Source organism: Solibacillus sp. FSL R7-0668, from assembly GCF_038006205.1.
GTDB lineage: Bacteria > Bacillota > Bacilli > Bacillales_A > Planococcaceae > Solibacillus.
The window spans coordinates 3,435,394-3,454,636 of sequence record NZ_JBBOUU010000001.1 but is presented as its reverse complement, the minus strand read 5'-3'; the positions used below and the strand labels follow the sequence as shown (position 1 = coordinate 3,454,636).

14 protein-coding genes are annotated in these 19,243 nt (G+C 33.1%); all 14 read left to right on the top strand.

Annotated features, from left to right (window positions below; genetic code table 11):
• The first annotated feature begins 41 nt into the window (after positions 1-41).
• The 14 genes from MKX47_RS17265 (at position 42) to MKX47_RS17200 (ending at position 19,241) form a co-directional block, all read left to right on the top strand.
• Positions 42-992, top strand: a complete 951-nt coding sequence (locus MKX47_RS17265) for a hypothetical protein (RefSeq protein ID WP_340776658.1) — start codon at positions 42-44, stop codon at positions 990-992.
• 108 nt (positions 993-1,100) lie between these two features.
• Entirely contained in the window at positions 1,101-2,060 is a 960-nt protein-coding gene (locus MKX47_RS17260; RefSeq protein WP_340776656.1) for a hypothetical protein, read from the top strand.
• A gap of 678 nt (positions 2,061-2,738) precedes the next feature.
• Positions 2,739-4,613 carry an N-6 DNA methylase gene (locus tag MKX47_RS17255; protein ID WP_340776653.1) on the top strand — a complete coding sequence of 625 codons (1,875 nt, stop codon included), beginning with the start codon at positions 2,739-2,741 and terminating at the stop codon, positions 4,611-4,613.
• 72 nt (positions 4,614-4,685) lie between these two features.
• Entirely contained in the window at positions 4,686-6,470 is a 1,785-nt protein-coding gene (locus MKX47_RS17250) for a type I restriction-modification system subunit M (protein ID WP_340776650.1), read from the top strand.
• Positions 6,463-7,719: a restriction endonuclease subunit S gene (locus MKX47_RS17245; RefSeq protein ID WP_340776647.1), complete on the top strand. Its 1,257-nt coding sequence runs from the start codon at positions 6,463-6,465 to the stop codon at positions 7,717-7,719. The genes MKX47_RS17250 and MKX47_RS17245 overlap by 8 nt, the downstream gene beginning before the upstream one ends.
• Before the next feature lie 11 nt (positions 7,720-7,730).
• Positions 7,731-10,739: a type I restriction endonuclease subunit R gene (locus MKX47_RS17240; protein WP_340776645.1), complete on the top strand. Its 3,009-nt coding sequence runs from the start codon at positions 7,731-7,733 to the stop codon at positions 10,737-10,739.
• A 241-nt stretch (positions 10,740-10,980) separates the two neighbouring features.
• Positions 10,981-11,754 carry a DUF6414 family protein gene (locus MKX47_RS17235; protein WP_340776643.1) on the top strand — a complete coding sequence of 258 codons (774 nt, stop codon included), beginning with the start codon at positions 10,981-10,983 and terminating at the stop codon, positions 11,752-11,754.
• Positions 11,751-12,836 (top strand): AAA family ATPase, encoded by a 1,086-nt coding sequence (locus MKX47_RS17230; protein ID WP_340776641.1) that lies wholly within the window; start codon positions 11,751-11,753, stop codon positions 12,834-12,836. Before MKX47_RS17235 ends, MKX47_RS17230 begins: the two co-directional genes overlap by 4 nt.
• 703 nt (positions 12,837-13,539) lie before the next feature.
• On the top strand, positions 13,540-14,598 hold the full coding sequence (locus MKX47_RS17225) for a S8 family peptidase (protein WP_340776639.1): 1,059 nt from the start codon (positions 13,540-13,542) through the stop codon (positions 14,596-14,598).
• Positions 14,561-14,752 carry a hypothetical protein gene (locus MKX47_RS17220; protein ID WP_340776638.1) on the top strand — a complete coding sequence of 64 codons (192 nt, stop codon included), beginning with the start codon at positions 14,561-14,563 and terminating at the stop codon, positions 14,750-14,752. The genes MKX47_RS17225 and MKX47_RS17220 overlap by 38 nt, the downstream gene beginning before the upstream one ends.
• Before the next feature lie 178 nt (positions 14,753-14,930).
• A complete protein-coding gene (locus MKX47_RS17215) occupies positions 14,931-15,101 on the top strand; it encodes a hypothetical protein (protein ID WP_340776637.1) in 171 nt (56 codons plus the stop codon).
• The gene (locus tag MKX47_RS17210) at positions 15,088-15,408 is read left to right on the top strand and encodes a hypothetical protein (RefSeq protein ID WP_340776636.1); all 321 of its coding nucleotides are present in this window, start codon (positions 15,088-15,090) and stop codon (positions 15,406-15,408) included. Before MKX47_RS17215 ends, MKX47_RS17210 begins: the two co-directional genes overlap by 14 nt.
• A gap of 561 nt (positions 15,409-15,969) precedes the next feature.
• On the top strand, positions 15,970-17,982 hold the full coding sequence (locus tag MKX47_RS17205; RefSeq protein ID WP_340776634.1) for a type I restriction-modification system subunit M: 2,013 nt from the start codon (positions 15,970-15,972) through the stop codon (positions 17,980-17,982).
• Positions 17,979-19,241, top strand: a complete 1,263-nt coding sequence (locus tag MKX47_RS17200) for a restriction endonuclease subunit S (RefSeq protein ID WP_340776632.1) — start codon at positions 17,979-17,981, stop codon at positions 19,239-19,241. Before MKX47_RS17205 ends, MKX47_RS17200 begins: the two co-directional genes overlap by 4 nt.
• Positions 19,242-19,243: the final 2 nt, after the last annotated feature.

The following is a 19,243-nucleotide window of genomic DNA, read 5'->3' as shown; positions in this document are numbered from 1 at the left end:
CCGAGTGTAAGATGATTTGAAATTTTTGAGGGGGCTAAAAAATGAAATCAGAACGCGATATTTTACTACGAAGTGTAATTAAGGAAGAACTTGTGATTTTAACAATGCATCGTGATGAAGCTGCAATTTTGAATCAGTTTTTATACTGGACACCAAGAACTAAAACATATGATCAGTTTTTAAGTGAAGAATCAGCTAGGATGCAGCAAGAAGTGAATGAATTTGAGGGGGGCTGGATTTATAAGGCAGCGGAAGAATTAAAGAATGAGTTATTAATGATTGATACGAATTTGAAAACGATTCGCAAGTATTTAAAAAGTTTAGTTGATAAAGGATTTCTTTTAAGAAGAAACAATCCTATGTGGAAAGTTGATCGAACGTACCAATACCGTGTTAACTTACGAAAAATCATTGATGATCTGAATCTTATAGGACACCAGCTTGAAGGATTTGAAGAATTCAGCCTTACTGTTGCGGAGACAAAGCATTATTACCATTATGAGAAAGAAAAAGGTCACTTTGTAGGGGCCAATTTGACAATGTCCAAGAGCCAAAAAGTCCTTTTGAACGAACCTTTTTCGGACCCTAAAGTGGAAAATAAGGATGTCTCAATTGGTAATATGTCAGTAACAATACCAGAGATTACTTCAAATATTACTAATCAAAAATTACTAACAGAGAATATTCATCAATCCAATGTCGAGGATGAAAAGGAATTAATTAAATTTCATTACTTATATTTAAGTAATGCTGTGGCTGTTTCTAAAGAAGATGAACGTTTAATAGACCAGCTTCTAAATGTGGTAGGTGATCCCGGTTATATATATACCTTAATGGATGAGTGTTACAAACTCAAAATTACTAAAGAGGACGCGGCGGGCCAGCAAGCAGCTGGGATTTGGTCGTTTAAATATTTCTATAACTATATTATGAAGGAATTTAAAGCTATGTGGGATTCATCAACGACTACATTTAGTTGGGAACAGTTCTAATTATAGAATATAATCAGTTTTGTAAAGTCGAGAGCATTCGTTAATCGGTTAACCGTTAAGGAATGCTCTTAATATTAAATCACTGCAAGAGTGCTGTTAGGAGAAGTTATGGAAATTAAACAATTATTATTAAATAGGTTTAAAGAGGACCCACTATATAAGTATTTGGTTACAAAAAGAGATGAAGAAGAATTATTTCCTGTGTCAGTGATAACGTTAAATGTTGCAGGAAGATATTCAACAATAGATGTAGCTCGTATCCTTGACAGAAATGACAATGACGTAAGAAATATAATGAAGTTACTAATTAAGGACGAATATCTTGTTGATTCAAGAGTTGGTAGGAATTATAAGTTAGATATATATGATGTTTATAAAATATTTCTAGCGAATTTAATTTGCTCAAAACAAGGGTTTAATTATACTGATGTTAAATTTGCGCTAGGCCTTATACAAGATGTACATAAGGGTAAGAATACCCCTTCTGAAGTTGCAAGCGATATTGAGCATGATTTTTTACTAAATACGCAAACGATTCAAATATTGGAAGCAAAGATTGATATTTTAAATGCAAAAAATTTGGAGTTAAGTCGTAATTTATTGAAGCTTTATGAATTTGCCCAAAAAATTTCTGAAATTGAATTACAAATGTTGAAGCTAAATGATTCGCTTCTAAAGCTAGTAACTGAAGAACGGATTACATCTATAAAATATTTCGAGTTAGAAAACGAAATCACATTGTTGAATAATGAATTTAGAAATGATTTAAATCAAGTGAAGTGGAATCGATTATTAACTGAAATGCTTGGGGATAGAAAAAGTTACTTTAAAAAGCAAAATGAAATAATTAATATCACTATAAGTGAGTTAATTGATCTGGATGTAGAGGAGAGGTTAGCTAAATCAAAAGAGAAAGTTACGGAAAAATCGATTGAATTGGTCGCACTTGAAATTAAGTTAGCTGCACTAAAAAAAGATATTGAAGAAAAGCGTAACGAATTGAAAAAACAAATGGCATCAAAAGAAAGTGTATTGTTAGCGAGTAAAAAAATTGTGTTTGCAAAGTAAGTTAAAGAAAATTCTTATTGAAAAAATGAATTGAATAACTTAAATAACATTCGTATCTTATCTGTGAAAGACAAAAAATAATATACAAACCGTAAGTGGTGACTATAAATAGTTACCAATGTCAAAAAGATTGAATTACAACTGTTAATAAGTGATGACATGAAGTTAGTAAATGCTTAAAATCATTACTGCTACTGGGGGTTTGCATAGTAGTTTTTAGTCAATATTAATAGTAACTAATAAAAGGAACTTTATAGGAAATGTACTCTTAACAGTGGTTAAAATACAATTAGATACTCATATTGGTGACCATTAATAAGCTCTAATAAGTCATATCCTTTTAAACCTGGAGGGCTTATTACTTTAATTACATAAAAAATTCTTTCAATCAAAAAGACGAACTATTACTTGAATCTTTTTAAAGAGATAGTATAGTTCGTTTTATTTTCATTAAAATAAAAGAAATGAAACAATTATTAAACTACAAATAAAAGTAATTGCATTAACTTTTTTGGTAAACTAAAAACTTTTTAATAAAAACACTTTACTTTCTTTTTCAAAACTGTTATCTTTTTATTAAGGTAAAAAAATTGGTTTGAATTTCCGCCCTATTTTTTTAAAAATAAATAAAAAGTTAATTGAATTACTTTTTAGAGTAATTCATATTAGGAGGTTTTTATGGAGGATTTAAATGGTGTATGGAAAGCTTTTGATGTTTTAAGAGGCGAAGTAGATACAAGTACACAAAAGAAAATAGTAACTTCAACAATGATGGTGAAGTTTTTGGAAGGTGATGATCGTTTTAAAGTTCCAAAGCTGACTAAATGGAGTAATATTATTTTTTCCAATCAGGAATTGAAAGACAAGTTAGTAAAGGCCATATTAGATATTGAAAGTAAAAATCCAGAGTTAAAAGGTTTATTTGCTATACAAGAAATCATGGATTTAGATGATAAAACTGTCGAGAGATTAGTATCGCTTATCAATAAAATTCAAATTACACCAAAGTTATTTCAAGACACGTTATATTTTCTAGCTTCTCAAGAAGGTAAAGCGGGTGGTGAGTCTATCACACCGAATTCTATTACTACGTTACTCCCACCGCTATTAAATATTAAGTCTGGTTCTGTATATGATGGTACAGCAGGTATCGGATTACTTTTAACAGAGGCAGCTAAATATGCAAATAAGCATGGACAAAGTGTTCAACTATTTGGTCAAGAAATAAACCCATCAACCTATGCTCTAGGTAAAATGAATTTAATAATTCAAGGATTCGATTTTAAATATGTATTGGGAGATACTTTATTAGAACCTGCATTTGTTGAAGGGCAACTTAAAAAGTTTGATTATGTGCTTATGAATTTCCCATTTATGCTAAAAAACTGGGGCAGTGAAAATGCTGAATATGACCTGTACAATCGGTATAAGTACGGCATTCCGAGTAATTCTAATGCGGATATGGCATTTATACAGCACGCATTAGCATCATTAAAAGAAGATGGGAAAGCTGCACTTGTCGTTACACATGGTACTCTATTTAGAGGCGGTGCAGATAAGAAGATTAGGCAAGCACTTATAGATGAAGATTTAATTGAAGCAGTTATTGGTCTTCCGCAAAATCTATTTGCTACTACTAATATCCCTGTAGTTATTCTTATTTTAAATAAAAACAAGTCATCTGAACGTAAAGGTAAAATTCAATTTATTAATGCGCAAGACCATGTAGAAAAATCACGTGGGCAAAACATTTTAAGGTTAGAGGATCAAGAAAAAATTATAAATGCATATTATAATGCTGAAGAAATTAAACAATATAGCATGTTTGTTTCTATTGAGGATATTGAAGATGCTAACTTAAATATCGGAAATTATTTTACTGTTGACGATGTGGAAAGTATTTTTGGAGAAGTTTTAGTTAATAAAAATGCTTATGAAAATTCACCAGAACCAAAAGTTAGTATGAAGCAATTAGCAAAGATCATTAGGGGGATGAATACGCCGCCCAAAAAAGAATTAGAGCAGCAGGATGGAGAATACCAATTACTTCAATTAGCGGATGTTCAAGATGGCAAAATTCAGTTCGAGCAGTTAAATGCAATTGATTTAGATCCAGAAAAGGCAAATGCTTATGAAGTGATAGAGGGAGATATTTTATTATCTAGTCGAGGTAGTGCTATTAAGATTGCTGTTGTACCGCAGTTAGATAGAAAGCTTGTTGCATCGCATAATTTTATAATTATTCGACCTAATAACGATGTGAATTCTTATTTCATTAAATCGTTTTTAGAAAGTCCAATTGGTACGTATTATATAACTTCCAAGCAAAAGGGAACTGCTGTGACGGTATTGAGTGTGAAGGATATTGAATCAATTCTTGTTCCAAAAATAGATGCTGATATACAGCGAGCATTAGGTAAGAAATTTTTGAATGCAGATAACGAATTAGAAGATGCAATTCGATTGGCGAAGGAAAAATATAATGCCAATTACTATGATCTTTATGAGAAAATGGGGTTAACCGCAGCATTTCAAGCTGTAACTAAGTTATAAATATTTTTAAATGGTAAGAAGCCCTTTATTAAAGGGTTTCTAGTGAAATATGTATTATTAAGGAGACTGAAAATGAGTGAATTAAACAGAAATCAACAGACAACGCAAAATGTCCAAAAACAAGCCAATTTAATTTGGAACGTAGCGGATATTTTAAGAGGGTTATACAAGCCTCACGAATATGGAAAAGTGATTCTTCCTATGACCGTTATAAAGCGTTTACACGACACGCTAATGCCTTCGCGTGAAAAAGTATGGGCAGCTGTAGAACAATGCAAAAATATGAATGATGCGATGCAAAAACGTATGTTAGAAAAAGCTGCGGGTTATTCTTTTTACAACACAAGTGAATATACTTTTGATAAATTACTTGCAGATCCTGCAAATATCGAAGAAAACTTCCGAAAATACTTAAATGGTTTTTCTGATAACATGCAGGATATTTTAGCGAACTTTAAATTTGATATTGAGATAACAACGATGGCAGAGAACGATGCTTTATACCATGTCATTCAAGAGTTTAATAAAAAAGATTCGTACTTAGGACCAGATAAAGTAACGAGTACGGATATGGGGTATATTTTCGAAGAACTTGTTCGAAAATTTTCGGAAAGCTATAACGAAGAAGCTGGGGCGCACTTTACGAGCCGTGATGTCATTTATTTAATGACGGATTTATTGTTAGTTGAAGATCAAAGTACATTAACAGGTCAAGATGTTGTAAAAACAGTGTATGACCAAACGATGGGGACGTCTCAAATGCTGTCAGCTATGATGGAGCGTATTCATGATTTCAATAGTCATGCGGAAGTTGTAACTTTTGGACAAGAGTTAAATCCTGAAACGTATGCTATAGCAAAAGCCGATACAATGATTCGTGGTGGTAATCCAGACAACATGGCATTAGGTAGTACATTATCTAACGACCAATTTGAAGGCTACACGTTTGATTACTGCATTTCTAACCCACCTTTTGGTATTGATTGGAAAAAAGACAAGCAAAAGGTAGAGGAAGAACATCAAAAAGGTGAAAACGGTCGCTTTGGTGTTGGCTTGCCTAAAATTAGCGATGGTCAATTATTATTCCAATTAAATGGACTTTCTAAATTAAAAGAAACAGGACGCATGGCGATTGTACACAACGGTTCAGCATTGTTCTCAGGTAATGCAGGTGGTGGCGAGAGTGCAATTAGACAATATGTGATTGAAAATGATTGGCTAGAAGCAATCGTTCAACTCCCAACGGATTTATTCTATAACACAGGAATTTCTACGTATGTCTGGATTTTAACAAAAAATAAATCAGCACAAAGACAAGGCAAAGTTCAACTACTTGACGCATCAAAAATGTTTATAAAACGCCGTAAAAATATAGGGAATAAACGAGTTGATATTGATGGGAAATGCCGTGATGTTATTGTACAAGCGTATGGTGAGTTTGATAATAAAGAATATATCGTAGGCGATAAAGTAGTAGAATCAAAAATCTTTGATAATGCTGATTTTGGCTTTACAAAAGTGACAATCGAAAGCTCTCAACGCGATGAACAAGGCAATATCATATTAAAAAAAGGCAAACCAGTAGCAGATACAAGCTTACGTGATACAGAAGACATTCCGTTAAAAGAAGACATCCAGGATTACTTTGAACGAGAAGTATTGCCGTTTAATCCAGATGCATGGATAGATCGTAGCAAAGACAAAATGGGTTACGAAATACCATTTACACGACTATTCTACAAATACTCAGCACCAGAACCGTCAGAAGCAATTGCAGAACGAATCAAAAAACTTGAGGAATCTATCGTAGCAAACTTCGAAGCATTATCAGGCAAGGATGTGAGTAACGTTGACTAGACTAATGAAAGACTCAGGTGTCAAGTGGATTGGTGAAATACCAATTAATTGGCAAGTGAAAAAGGTTAAGCATAATTTCTTTAGAAAAAAAGGAAAACCTAACAGTGAAAATTTCGATATATTAACTTTAGCTAGAAGTGGAATTAAAATTAGGGATATTTCGACAGGGGAAGGACAAATTGCTGCTGATTATTCAAATTATAATCCAGTTGCACCAGGTGACATTTTAATTAACCCTATGGATTTAGTTAGTGGTGACAATTCTAATATATCAGAAGTTTGTGGTGTTATTAGTCCTGCATATGTAAATCTTCAAGCTAATAAAGATACAAATCCTTATTTTTATAATTATTATTTTAAATTACAATATTGGCTAGGATCTTTTTTTACACATGGTAAAGGAGTTTCTTATGAAAATAGATGGACTTTAAACGATGAAACGATAAAAAATTTTCCAATAGTTTATCCATCTAAAGAAGAACAAGAAAAAATTGTTCAGTTTTTAAATGAAAAATTGAATCGTATTTCTAAATTAATAAAAGACACCCAACAATCCATCGAAGAATTAAAAAAATACAAGGAAACGTTAATTACAGAAGTAGTAACAAAAGGGTTAGATAAAAATGGTGAGATGAAGGACAGTGGGATTGAGTGGATGGGATATATACCTGTTAAATGGAGCGTTTTGAAATTTGGTAATGTTATAAATATAAAATCCAATCTAGTGAATCCTAATGATTTTCCTAATTTTCAACAAGTTTCTCCAGATGATATAGAAAAAGATACAGCCAAATTAATAAAATTTAAAACCGTTAAAGAGTCCGGAGTTTCTAGTAGTAATTATTATTTTTATAAGGGGCAAATTTTATATTCTAAAATTCGTCCAAAACTTAATAAAGTCGTAATTGCACCTTTTGATGGTCTTTGTAGCGCTGATATGTATCCAATTGATACAACAGAAAATAGTGAATTTATTATTTACTTAATGATGTCATATTATTTTAAACATCAAGTTAGTATGATTACAGCAGATAGGGTTAAAATGCCAAAAATAAACAGAGAGGAATTGTCAAATCTAATTATTGTGTTACCAAATCGATTTGAACAAAATCAAATTGTAAGTTATTTGAATGATAAATTGAGTGGTATTAACATCATTATTAATGATAAGGAAAAAGTAATTCAAGAATTAGAGCAATATAAAAAATCTTTAATTTACGAATACGTAACAGGCAAAAAAGAAGTCTAGGGGGGATAGTTTTGGTTGAACTGAAGGAGATTCGCTTTGAACAAGATATTGAATCAGTTTTAACAGGCCAAGGTGGATGGACTAGTGAAAAGTTTCAGCACTGTGGCTATGATGCTAGTATGGGACTTGATTTAGATAAGTTAATTACCTTTATTCAAAAGACACAACCGAAGCAATGGGAACGTTATGAAAAGATTTATAAAGAAGATGTTCTTCGGAAATTTTTGAAGCGATTTAACGAAGAAATACAAATGCATGGATTACTACATGTATTACGTCATGGCATAAAAGATCGTGGCGTTTCATTAAAGATTGCGTATTTCAAACCTGTCTCTGGATTGAATTACGACGTATTAGCGAGATACGAAGCTAATCAGTTTACGTGTGTTCGCCAATTTGCATATAGCCCAAATAACCACAATACAATTGATATGGTATTGATGTTAAACGGGATTCCGATTATTGCGTTAGAATTAAAAAATCAATATACTGGTCAATCTGTTGAACATGCAAAAATTCAATTCCGAGAAAACCGTGATCCTAAAGAATTAGCTTTTCAGTTGAATACTCGTTTTTTAGTGTACTTTGCAGTGGATCATTATGAAGTATTTATGACAACGAAGTTAGCAGGTCGAAAAACATATTTTTTACCGTTTAATCAAGGTTCTAATGGTGCAGGCAATGTTGGCGGTAAAGGGAATCCAGTAAATGCAGAAGGATATCCTACAGCATATCTTTGGGAACAGGTGTTGCATCGCGATAATGTCATGGATATATTACAACGTTTCATGAATTATGATGAAGCGAAGAAAACACTTATATTCCCTCGTTATCATCAATTAGATGTTGTACGTAAGTTGATTGCAGATGTGAAGGAAAAGGGCAGTGGAGAAAACTATTTAATTCAACATAGTGCTGGGTCAGGCAAGTCCAACAGTATTGCATGGTTAGCATATCACCTTGCCTCGATTCATAATGATGAAGATACGCCAATTTTTGCCTCAACTATCATTGTGACAGACCGTACTGTATTAGATCGTCAGCTGCAAAAAACAATAATGAGTTTTGACCATACTACGGGACAAGTAGAAATTATTGACGATCGAAAGACCTCTCAAGATTTAAAAAATGCAATTAATGATGGTAAAAAAATTATTATTACGACATTGCAAAAGTTCCCGGTCATTTATGAAGAAGTAGATGCTTCTAATGGACGAAATTTTGCAGTCATTGTTGATGAAGCGCATTCGTCTCAAACGGGTAATAGCGCTCAAAAATTAAAAGCAGCCTTAGCTGATAAAGAAGTAACTCTAAAAGAATACCAAGATATTGAAGAAGAAATTGAAATGACAACGTTAGATGATCAGGATGAATTAGTGAAAACTTTATTAGCACAAGGACGTCATCAGAATTTAAGCTTCTTTGCGTTTACAGCTACACCAAAAGAAAAAACAATCGAAATGTTTGGCACGAAGAAAATGGATGGCAGTTTTGCACCTTTCCACGTTTACAGTATGCGTCAAGCAATTGAAGAAGAATTTATTTTAGATGTATTGAAAAACTATATGACGTACAAAACCTCATACCGAATTGCAAAAGAAATTGAGGATAATCCAGAACTTCCGAAAACAGAAGCTGTTCGTGCTATTGCTAGCTATCAATCATTCCATCCGTGGGTGTTACGACAAAAAACAGAAGTGATGATTGAACAGTTCCGTGCATTAACGAAGAAGGCAATTGGTGGCAAAGCAAAAGCAATGGTTGTCACACCTTCTCGTTTACATGCTGTACGATATATGCAGGAGTTTAAGGCATATATAGCAGAACAGGGATATAAAGACTTAGATGTGCTAGTAGCATTTTCTGGTACTGTACGTGATGATGGGGTAGATTATACAGAACCATCGATGAATGTGACAAAAGACGGTGAGCGAGTAAAGGAAAATCAATTAAAAGAAGTATTTAATACTGAAGATTTCAATCTTTTAATCGTTGCAGAGAAGTACCAAACAGGATTTGATGAGCCGTTATTGCATACTATGTTTGTCGATAAGAAGCTGAGTGGTGTCAAGGCAGTACAAACATTATCACGACTTAATCGTACAATGCAAGGTAAAAAGGATACGTTTATTTTAGATTTTGTAAATTCAGAAGAAGAAATTTTGGCAGCTTTCCAACCCTTTTATGAAGTAACCACTCTAGATAATGAGATTAACATTAATCTTATTTATGATACACAGAGTAAGCTACGTAAATATAATATTTACAATCAGGATGATATTGATCAAGTGATGAAGCTAGTTAAGCAAGCACAAAATAAGCAAGATGAACGTCTGTTAGGGCGCATCTCAAGCTCATTTAAGCCAATCATTCAGCGTTATAACGAACTTGCTAAGGATACGCAATATGAATTCCGAGTGACGTTACGTAATTTTGGGAAATGGTATAACTATGTTTCGCAATTAGACCGTACCTTTGATATGGAATTATTAGAGGAAAATATTTTTACGAACTATTTACTGAAATTCATTCCAAAAGAGACGCGTGAAAAAATCGATGTATCGGATAAAGTGAAATTGGAATATTACAAGCTGCAAAAGGATTTTGAAGGAGAAATCTCACTTGTAGCTGAACAGCCAGGTGTATTAAGTAATCCAAAGCAAATTAATGCTGGGATTAAGCCACCAGAAGAGCGTGATTCATTAGAAGAAATTATACATCGTGTAAACGAACGTTTCCCAAATGATTTTACAGACGCTGACCGAGTGTTACTTGAAAGGCTTTATAAATCATTTAAGCAGAACCCGGATTTAAAATTAGTTAATATGGCCAAAAATAATAGCACGGAAATGTTTGAGAATAATTTGTTTAAGGATATTTTCCAGGATGTGATACTTGACCATTATGCAGAAGACCAAGCTGCATTTAGTAAACTAGTAGGAGCAGAGGATAGTTATTATAAAACTGTGTATTCTTTAATTGCAAAAGATTTATATAAATGGTTTCGAGCGCAAATCTAATTTAAATAGTTTTTATACCTGTGTGGATATATACTTCCATACAGGTTTTTTTATCAAATAAGTAAAATCCCTTTTCGGGTGCATTTAACATTTGGGTGAATTGGTAGGGGTGTGAATAAAAAGAATATTAAGTCTTTTCCTTGCTAATTAAACTTCGTTAAAATAAAATAGAATAAACGTTCGTATTTTGGCGGTTTGTTTTTATATATTTAAAATACAAATAACGGGAGGAGAAACTACTATGCAAAAAATTATATATTTTGATGAGGGTTCCGCAACAGACATTCTACAAATCGAGTATGGTGGAGAATTAATTTCAATAGATGAAGAAAAGGGCATTGTACATTTTGGTGGAAGTGTTGAGTTAGTAGGTGAAGCAGGTGGGAAAATAAATCTATTCACGGCTATTAAGGCTGCTTTTAATACTAAGATAAATACAAATGCTTCAAAGACAAGTGACTCATTAGTTACTAAAACTATATCTAATACAATTTTATCTGATTTTTATAATTTAAGACATGCACTTATAGATTCGAAAAAAATTAATTGTTTTGAAAATTTTAAGGTGAGTCCAATTAAAAATTCATTTTCATTTATGAAAATGTACACCCCTTATATGAAAATTATTAAAGAAGATTCCCCGTTAATGGCAGATATGCGTGATTTTGATATACATAATTTCGATGAAATATTACTAAGCGCAAAAGGCTATTATGAGTTATTAGCATATAACGGAGAAATTAAAGCCATATTCAGGTTTAATATTAATGCTTTTAAAAACGCGTATAGTTTGATGGACTTACCGAGAATGGGCCTCAATTATTACGCAATCGAGGTAGGAGCAGCTTCTGAAAAAGAATTAGATATTCAAAATGAAATGGACGTTAATCGACAAAGTGTTCGGATTTCAGCAGCAGATGTACTTGAAGATGAAGAATATAGCGGTTATCAGAATGAGCCAATATTAAAAATATATGATGTGATTCTCGCAGGCGTAGAGGTGAGAGGGAATTGATATATGAAGTATTTAATGGTCCTAAAAGTGAATTTGAAAAAAGATTACCTACTGAAAAAATCTTGACATTATCTAGCCTAGTAAGAATTATTAGCCCTAAAGAAGAATTTGTTCCCGAAGTTGAAGCTAATTATGAAGCATTAGTAATATTTTCTGATGAATATTCAGGTGTTGCAGATTTTTTTATTGAAGGTTTTTTAACATATAGCTCTTTATATGCAAAAATTTTGGGTTATGAAAAAATAATCATGCAAAATCCTCCAGCGAAAGTTAAGCAACAACTAGCGAGTATTAAGGAGTCAAAATTCGTTCAAATCCATAATTATAGCTATTCTAATCTAAAAAAACGTCATTTAAAAAAGATAAAAGAAGACTTCGAAAAAATAATATTCGGACAACCTAAAGTGAAAAGGGAGCTATTGGCCTCGTTATATAGCCTTACCAATAAAGGTACTCATAAACCTACCGTAATTATGCTATATGGACCTTCTAGTGTAGGTAAAACTGAAACAGCGAAATTAATAAATTCTATTATAAATCCTACTGGGCAATTATTTCGTAAACAACTTTCAATGTTTCACAACGAAAAATTTATGAATTATATTTTTGGGGATAAAAGTAATTCATTTGCCAAAGATTTATTAGATAGGGAAACAAATATAATTTTATTAGACGAATTTGATAAAGCGCACCCCATGTTCTACAGCGCATTTTATCAATTGTTTGATGAAGGGATTTATACAGACAAATATTATGAAGTTTGTTTAGAAAATACTATAATATTCTGTACTTCAAATTATTTAGACGAGAAGGAAATTCGGAAAAGTTTAGGGGATCCTATTTATTCGAGATTTGATCATTTTATTAGTTTTAACGAACTTGAAAAAGAGGCGAAATTGTCCATAATCGAGAGTATATATGATGAAGAAATAAAGAAGTTCAGTAAGATTGATCAAGTATTAATACAAGAGAAAAACATCAAAGAAAAGTTGAAGGAAAAAGTGGATTCAATGAGAAATGCAAGGGAAATAAGAAAAGTAATGGTTCAGACTATGTCGTATGTTTTAATAGAAAATTTGTAGGTGCTTTAAAGACGTTATTTAGTCTCGGTATTATGTTACCCTTGAAAGTGTTAATTAGGCTGCTTAAAAAGCTTAAAAAGCAGCTATAATAAGAAATGGAATTTAAAAGGATTATGTTTAAGTCAATCGATTTAACATACTCCTTAAATTTTAATTTTAAGTGTTAAATATATTTAACAAAATTATGTAGTGAAAGTATGTAATATGACTTTTATTTAAGTAATTCCTCAATTTCTTTAATCATTTGATGTGGTGTTACATTCTGGATAGGCTATATTTAGCTGGACACTAAGCCTATCAACGAAGAAGAACTTTACGTGGAGCAATGGGCATGATAGCCTTGATTGGCTAAGCCAGCCTGATATTGCTGGCTTTCTGGCGCAAGGAGTCATGCCCATATAGGCTCCATGTCAAGCAACTTGTACGCCCCCTTATGCTTTAAGAGTCTTCCTATAAAAGTTGACCAAAAGTGTTGCCATACCACTTCGACGTCGACGTGGCATATTAGCACGCTCCCTTTAGTTAGTAGTCTAAGTTTACAACCCCTCATTTATTCTGTCTAACTTAGTGTAGCCTATCCACTGAAAATAAATAGGTTAATAAATGTATACAAGAAATTTATTACTAAGAAATTGACTATAGAAATGCTAGGTTTTTTAGTGTAAGATAATGTAAAATTGGTGGTTTAGAAGATGGTGATAATGTGGAATTTATTTGTATAGCTAAAACAACTAAACTAGATGTCCTAGAAGTTAATAAGAAATATAAAGATGTATTATCTATTACTCATAAAGCAAAGTTTAATAATTTATTAGTAGTTGAGGCATATTCCAAAGAAGCTTTAGAATCTACAGGATTATTTTTAGAAGTTGAAAAGTCTAAAAAGTTTAAATTGGCAAATGTTGATACCAATTTTCAAGTTAAAACCGAAATAGATAAGAGATATTTAAAAAGTACTCAAAGTCTAGGATGGCAAGTTTCTGTAGGGATAATAGATTCTGGAATAAAGAAAGGAGACTGTGCCAAACTAATTGAAACAATTGACCTTACTGAATATAAAAATTCTTTAGGAAATACACACGGTACTATAGTTGGTAAAATTATTGAAGGTTTTGCTCCAGGAGCATTATTAACAAGTATAAAGGTTGCTCACTTTGGTGAAGATATTACAAGCGGAAGAATTATAAAAAGTATAGATATAGCAGTAGATTTAGACATAAATATATTGAATATATCTCTCGAACTATTGATGGACGATGATTACGGAAATGAATGTTTGGGGAATTGTAAAGTATGTGATTATGTAAATACAGCAGTAGAAGCGACTGACATGATAATAGTTAGTTCGGCAGGTAACCAAGGAGAAGATGAAGGAATTAGTATTGGATGTCCTGGAAGAGCTGAAAAGGCTATTACAGTTGGTGCTACAAATGAAGAAAATAAATTAAGTTCAACCAGTAGTAAAGGGGATCAAACCTTTTTAAAACCCAATATATTAGCGCCAGGATTTGTGAAGGTGATTTCTGATCAGTATTACAAAATTGCTAGTGGTACATCATTTGCTGCTCCTGTAGTAACAGGTATATTAGCAGCGGTTTATCATACATTAGGAAAAGATGATGCTATAAATTATATGTATCAAACTTGTATTGATTTAGGGTATACTAAGTATGAGCAAGGTTTTGGCCTTATCGATTTAAAGAAATTTACGGAGGTGGCTTTTAATGAAGGAATATCTAGTTCAAGTGCGAGACAGAGATAATATCAATAACTTAATTGAATACGGTGTAGTTTTACATGTAGCTAAATTAAAAAATATTGTAATTATGGAAGTTGAACATCGTATGGTGGATTTATTAAAAAGTCATCCAAATGTAATTGAAGTCGAGCAGTCTAAAAAATTCCAATTAGCATAATTTTTGAACTATCTATTCTAGGATAGTTCTTTTTCTATTTATTTTTAATAATGAGATTTAGGTGATTCTACTACATCCTTATTATATTCTGTCCACGCTCAGCACTCATGGCATTGTGAGGCTGTGGCTTGGTTGGAGCTAGGTTGATTTAAATGGGATTTATCAGAGGGTATGTTGCATGAATATTAATTTAGAATCAGAAATGTATAAGCGTGTTGAGAAGAATTTGACGCTTAAAAATATAAAAATTAATAAGCAAGTGGCATTACGTGCAATTGAAACAGTCAATAGTAAAACACCGTTGACCGTTGCAATGATTAAAGAAGTGATGAAACTTGGAAAAGTATAATTTTGATGAAGATGAGCAGTACTTATTAGCACAAAATTTAGTAGGGGCTACTAATTTTGGGGAGCTAGAAGTTGCTGAACAATATGTGTTTACGGTAAGGGCACTGCAATTTGAACAAGGTGATTATCAGATAACGAGCTTTATTTCAAAGTCGTTAGGCACATTACATTTTCATTTGTTTCAGGATATTTATCGATTTGCTGGGAAGATTCGAGATATTCAGCTCGTAAAGGGACAAACACGATTTTGCCAAATGCAATTTATCCTAATTAAAGATTTTCAGAAATTTAAAAAGCAGACGGTTTAGAAGTGCGATAATGCACCTCTAATTGGCCGTCTGCTTTTGCTGTTACACTCTACTAATAAAGCAAAGTGGCTATATTGCTCAAGGGAATTTAGTGAATTATTATGAATTGTACTGAATTGTCAGAATTGTATTTGCACCCGGTGCACGGAAATTGATCGTTACTTGTAATTCTCTCAACTGTACTCATTCCTTCTCGTTAATAATTGCAGTATATAAATCTTCAAACCCTTGCTATATAAGGGCTTATCATCTAGTTATCTAAATAAAACTGTCCAAAATAAATTACTATTAATAAAGTAGGAGTAAGGCCTATACTCTCTAGCTTGATTGTTTAAGATTGGTTGGTGTTTTTTGTTGTTGCAACACTTATAATTGTAGGTAATGTAGCGTTATTTTGCGAATGACGCTATTGGGTGTGAGCGCTGATGGTAAGTGATAAAATAGAACTAGGAATGCTGTATCGAGCTATTTCATAGAATTGCTCAATTTTCCTTGATTTATCTCAAGCAGAGGGCTGTATATGAAAGAAGTATAATATTATTTAACTAAGGAGATTCAAAGATGATTAACTTCCAGGATAAAGTAAGCTTCATTTGGTCAATTGCAGAGATTTTGCGTGGACCATATAAGCCAGAAGATTACGGTAAAATTGTTTTACCATTAGCGGTATTACGTCGCTTTGACTGCGTATTAGAAAGCACAAAGGAAGAAGTGTTAGCGAAGGCGGAACAATTTAAAGCGCTTTCAGAAGAAGCACGTGAGCCAATTTTAAATCGTGAATCAAAGCAAAATTTCCATAACATAAGTAAATATGATTTCAACAAGCTGTTAACGGATTCAGATAATATTGCAGATAACTTACGTGACTACATAAACGGCTTTTCAAAAGTGGCTCGTGATATTATGGACAACTTTGAATTTGACCGCCAAATTGATAAGCTCGAACAAAACAACTTATTATACTTAACGATTAAACGCTTTAGCGAAATCGACTTACACCCTGAAACTGTATCAAACATTGAGATGGGTTATGTATTTGAGGAATTAATCCGTCGCTTTAACGAAAATGCAGAAGCAGGGGATCACTATACGCCACGTGAAGTGATTCGTTTAATGACGCATTTATTATTCCTTCATGACGATGAGAGCATTTTAACGAAGCCAGGCTTAACACAAACATTATATGACGCAGCAGCTGGTACAGGGGGTATGGGTTCGGTCGCACAAGAGTACTTAATCGACCAAAATCCAACAGCGCATTTAGAGTTTTTTGGCCAAGAAATTAACCCTGAATCGTATGCAATCTGTAAAGCAGACTTACTTATTAAAGGGGAAGATGCACGTAACATTCGTTTAGGTAATACATTATCAAATGACCAATTCCCTAATAATAAATTTGATTACTTAATTTCAAACCCGCCATACGGGGTAGACTGGAAATCGTATGAGAAGCCGATTAAAGAAGAGCATGAAAAACAAGGATTTGACGGTCGTTTCGGTCCAGGTACACCTCGTACGAGTGATGGACAACTATTATTCTTAATGCACTTACTGTCAAAAATGAAGCCAGTAACAGCAGAAAATCCACAGGGCTCTCGTTTAGCAATCATTATGAACGGTTCACCATTATTTACAGGCGATGCAGGCTCTGGTGAAAGTGAAATCCGTAAATATGTGCTGGAGAATGATTTAGTAGAAGGCATCGTAGCGCTACCAAACGATTTATTCTATAACACAGGCATTGCGACATATATTTGGATTTTAACGAACAATAAAGCACCTCTACATAAAGGGAAAGTACGATTAGTGAATGCGGTAGACTTCTCGAAAAAGATGAAAAAGTCGATGGGAAGCAAGCGTAATGAAATTACAGAAGACCAAATCAATGAAATCGTTCGTTTATATGGCGACGCGCAGCCACATGAGTACGTGAAAATCTTTGATAATGAAGACTTTGGTTATTCGAAAATTACGGTAGAACGTCCACTACGTTTAAACTTCCAAGTAAATGAAGAACGTCTTGCACGTGTTGTTGAGGAAAAAGGCTTTGCTAACTTAGCGACATCAAAGAAAAAAGGCGATGCAGGTCACTTTGAGATTGAAGAAGGTAAGAAGTTACAAACTCAAATTTTATATGTATTACGTACGTTAGCAAGCGATACAGTGTATAAAAATCGTGAGGAGTTTACGAAAGTAGTAAAAGCTGCTTTAAAAGAAGCAAACCTTACAATTGGTGCACCTGTATTAAAAGCAATTTTAGCAGGGCTGTCTGAAAAAGATGAAACAGCAGGTGTATGCATGAAAAATAAAACTGACATCGAGCCAGATACAGACTTACGTGATACGGAGAACGTGCCGTTAAATGAAAACATCGAAGATTACTTCGCACGTGAAGTATTACCACATGTACCTGATGCATGGATTGATGAGTCAAAAACGAAGATTGGTTACGAAATTCCTTTTACTCGCCAGTTCTACAAATACACAGCACTACGCAGCTCAGTAGAAATCATGGACGAGATTCGTGCATTGGAAGTGGAGATTGCAGAGCAGTTGAAGAAGGTGATGGGATGAGTTTCAAAGAATTGGATGTTCAATGGTTGGGTGTTGTACCAGAAGATTGGAGAATATTAAAACTGAAATATTTATGTGACATTAATACAGGGAGTAAAGATACTCAAGATAAACTCCCTGAAGGAGAATTCCCGTTTTTTGTAAGGTCCCCTAATGTTGAAAGACTAAATGAGTTTACACATGATGAAGAAGCGGTAATGACAGCGGGAGATGGTGTGGGTGTTGGTAAAGTATTTCATTATTATGAAGGTAAATTTGCTGCGCATCAAAGGGTATATGTATTTACAAAATTTAAAAATGTAATGGGTAAATATCTCTATTATTATTTATTGTCTAATTTAAAATTTGAAGTTTTAATGGGCGGAGCTAAATCAACAGTTGATTCTCTTAGAAGACCTATGCTTTCAGAGTTTCCAGTAGTATTCCCGAATATAAGTACTCAAGAAAAACTAGTGAAATTTTTAGACCAAAAGGTAACTCAAATAAGTTATCTAATCGAGTCTAAAGAAAAGTATATTACTGTATTAGAACAACAACGCCAATCCATCATCACAGAAGCTGTTACAAAAGGTTTAAATCCGAATGTGAAAATGAAAGATTCAGGTGTTGAGTGGATTGGTGAGATTCCTGAACATTGGGAAAAAACACGAATCGATTTTGTTTCACGAGTTAAAGCTCGATTAGGGTGGAAAGGATTGAAAGCTGAAGAATACGTGGATGAAGGTTATGCATTTCTATCAACGCCTAACCTAAAATATCGAGATATCGACTTTAACAACGTTAACTATATTACAGAAGAAAGATATTTAGAATCTCCGGAAATTATGTTAGAACTCGGTGATGTATTATTAGCGAAAGATGGAAGTACATTAGGTATTGTTAATGTGGTGAGAGGATTACCTATTCCCACTACTGTGAATAGCTCTATTGCTGTTCTGCGTCCTACACAAAAAATTGATAGCGTTTATTTCTACTACTATTTGAAATCAACCTATATACAAGATACTATTAACCAAATTAAAGATGGAATGGGTGTGCCACACTTGTTCCAAGCAGACATAAAGAAATTTAAGGTTTTACTTCCTCCATTAAAAGAGCAACAGGAGATAGCTAAATATTTAGATGATGAGACGTTAAAAATTGAAAGTTTGATTGTTAATGTGAAATCACAAATCGAAAAACTAAAAGAATACCGCCAATCCCTAATCTACGAAGCAGTAACAGGCAAAATCGATGTACGTGAGTTGGAACTTGATTAAGT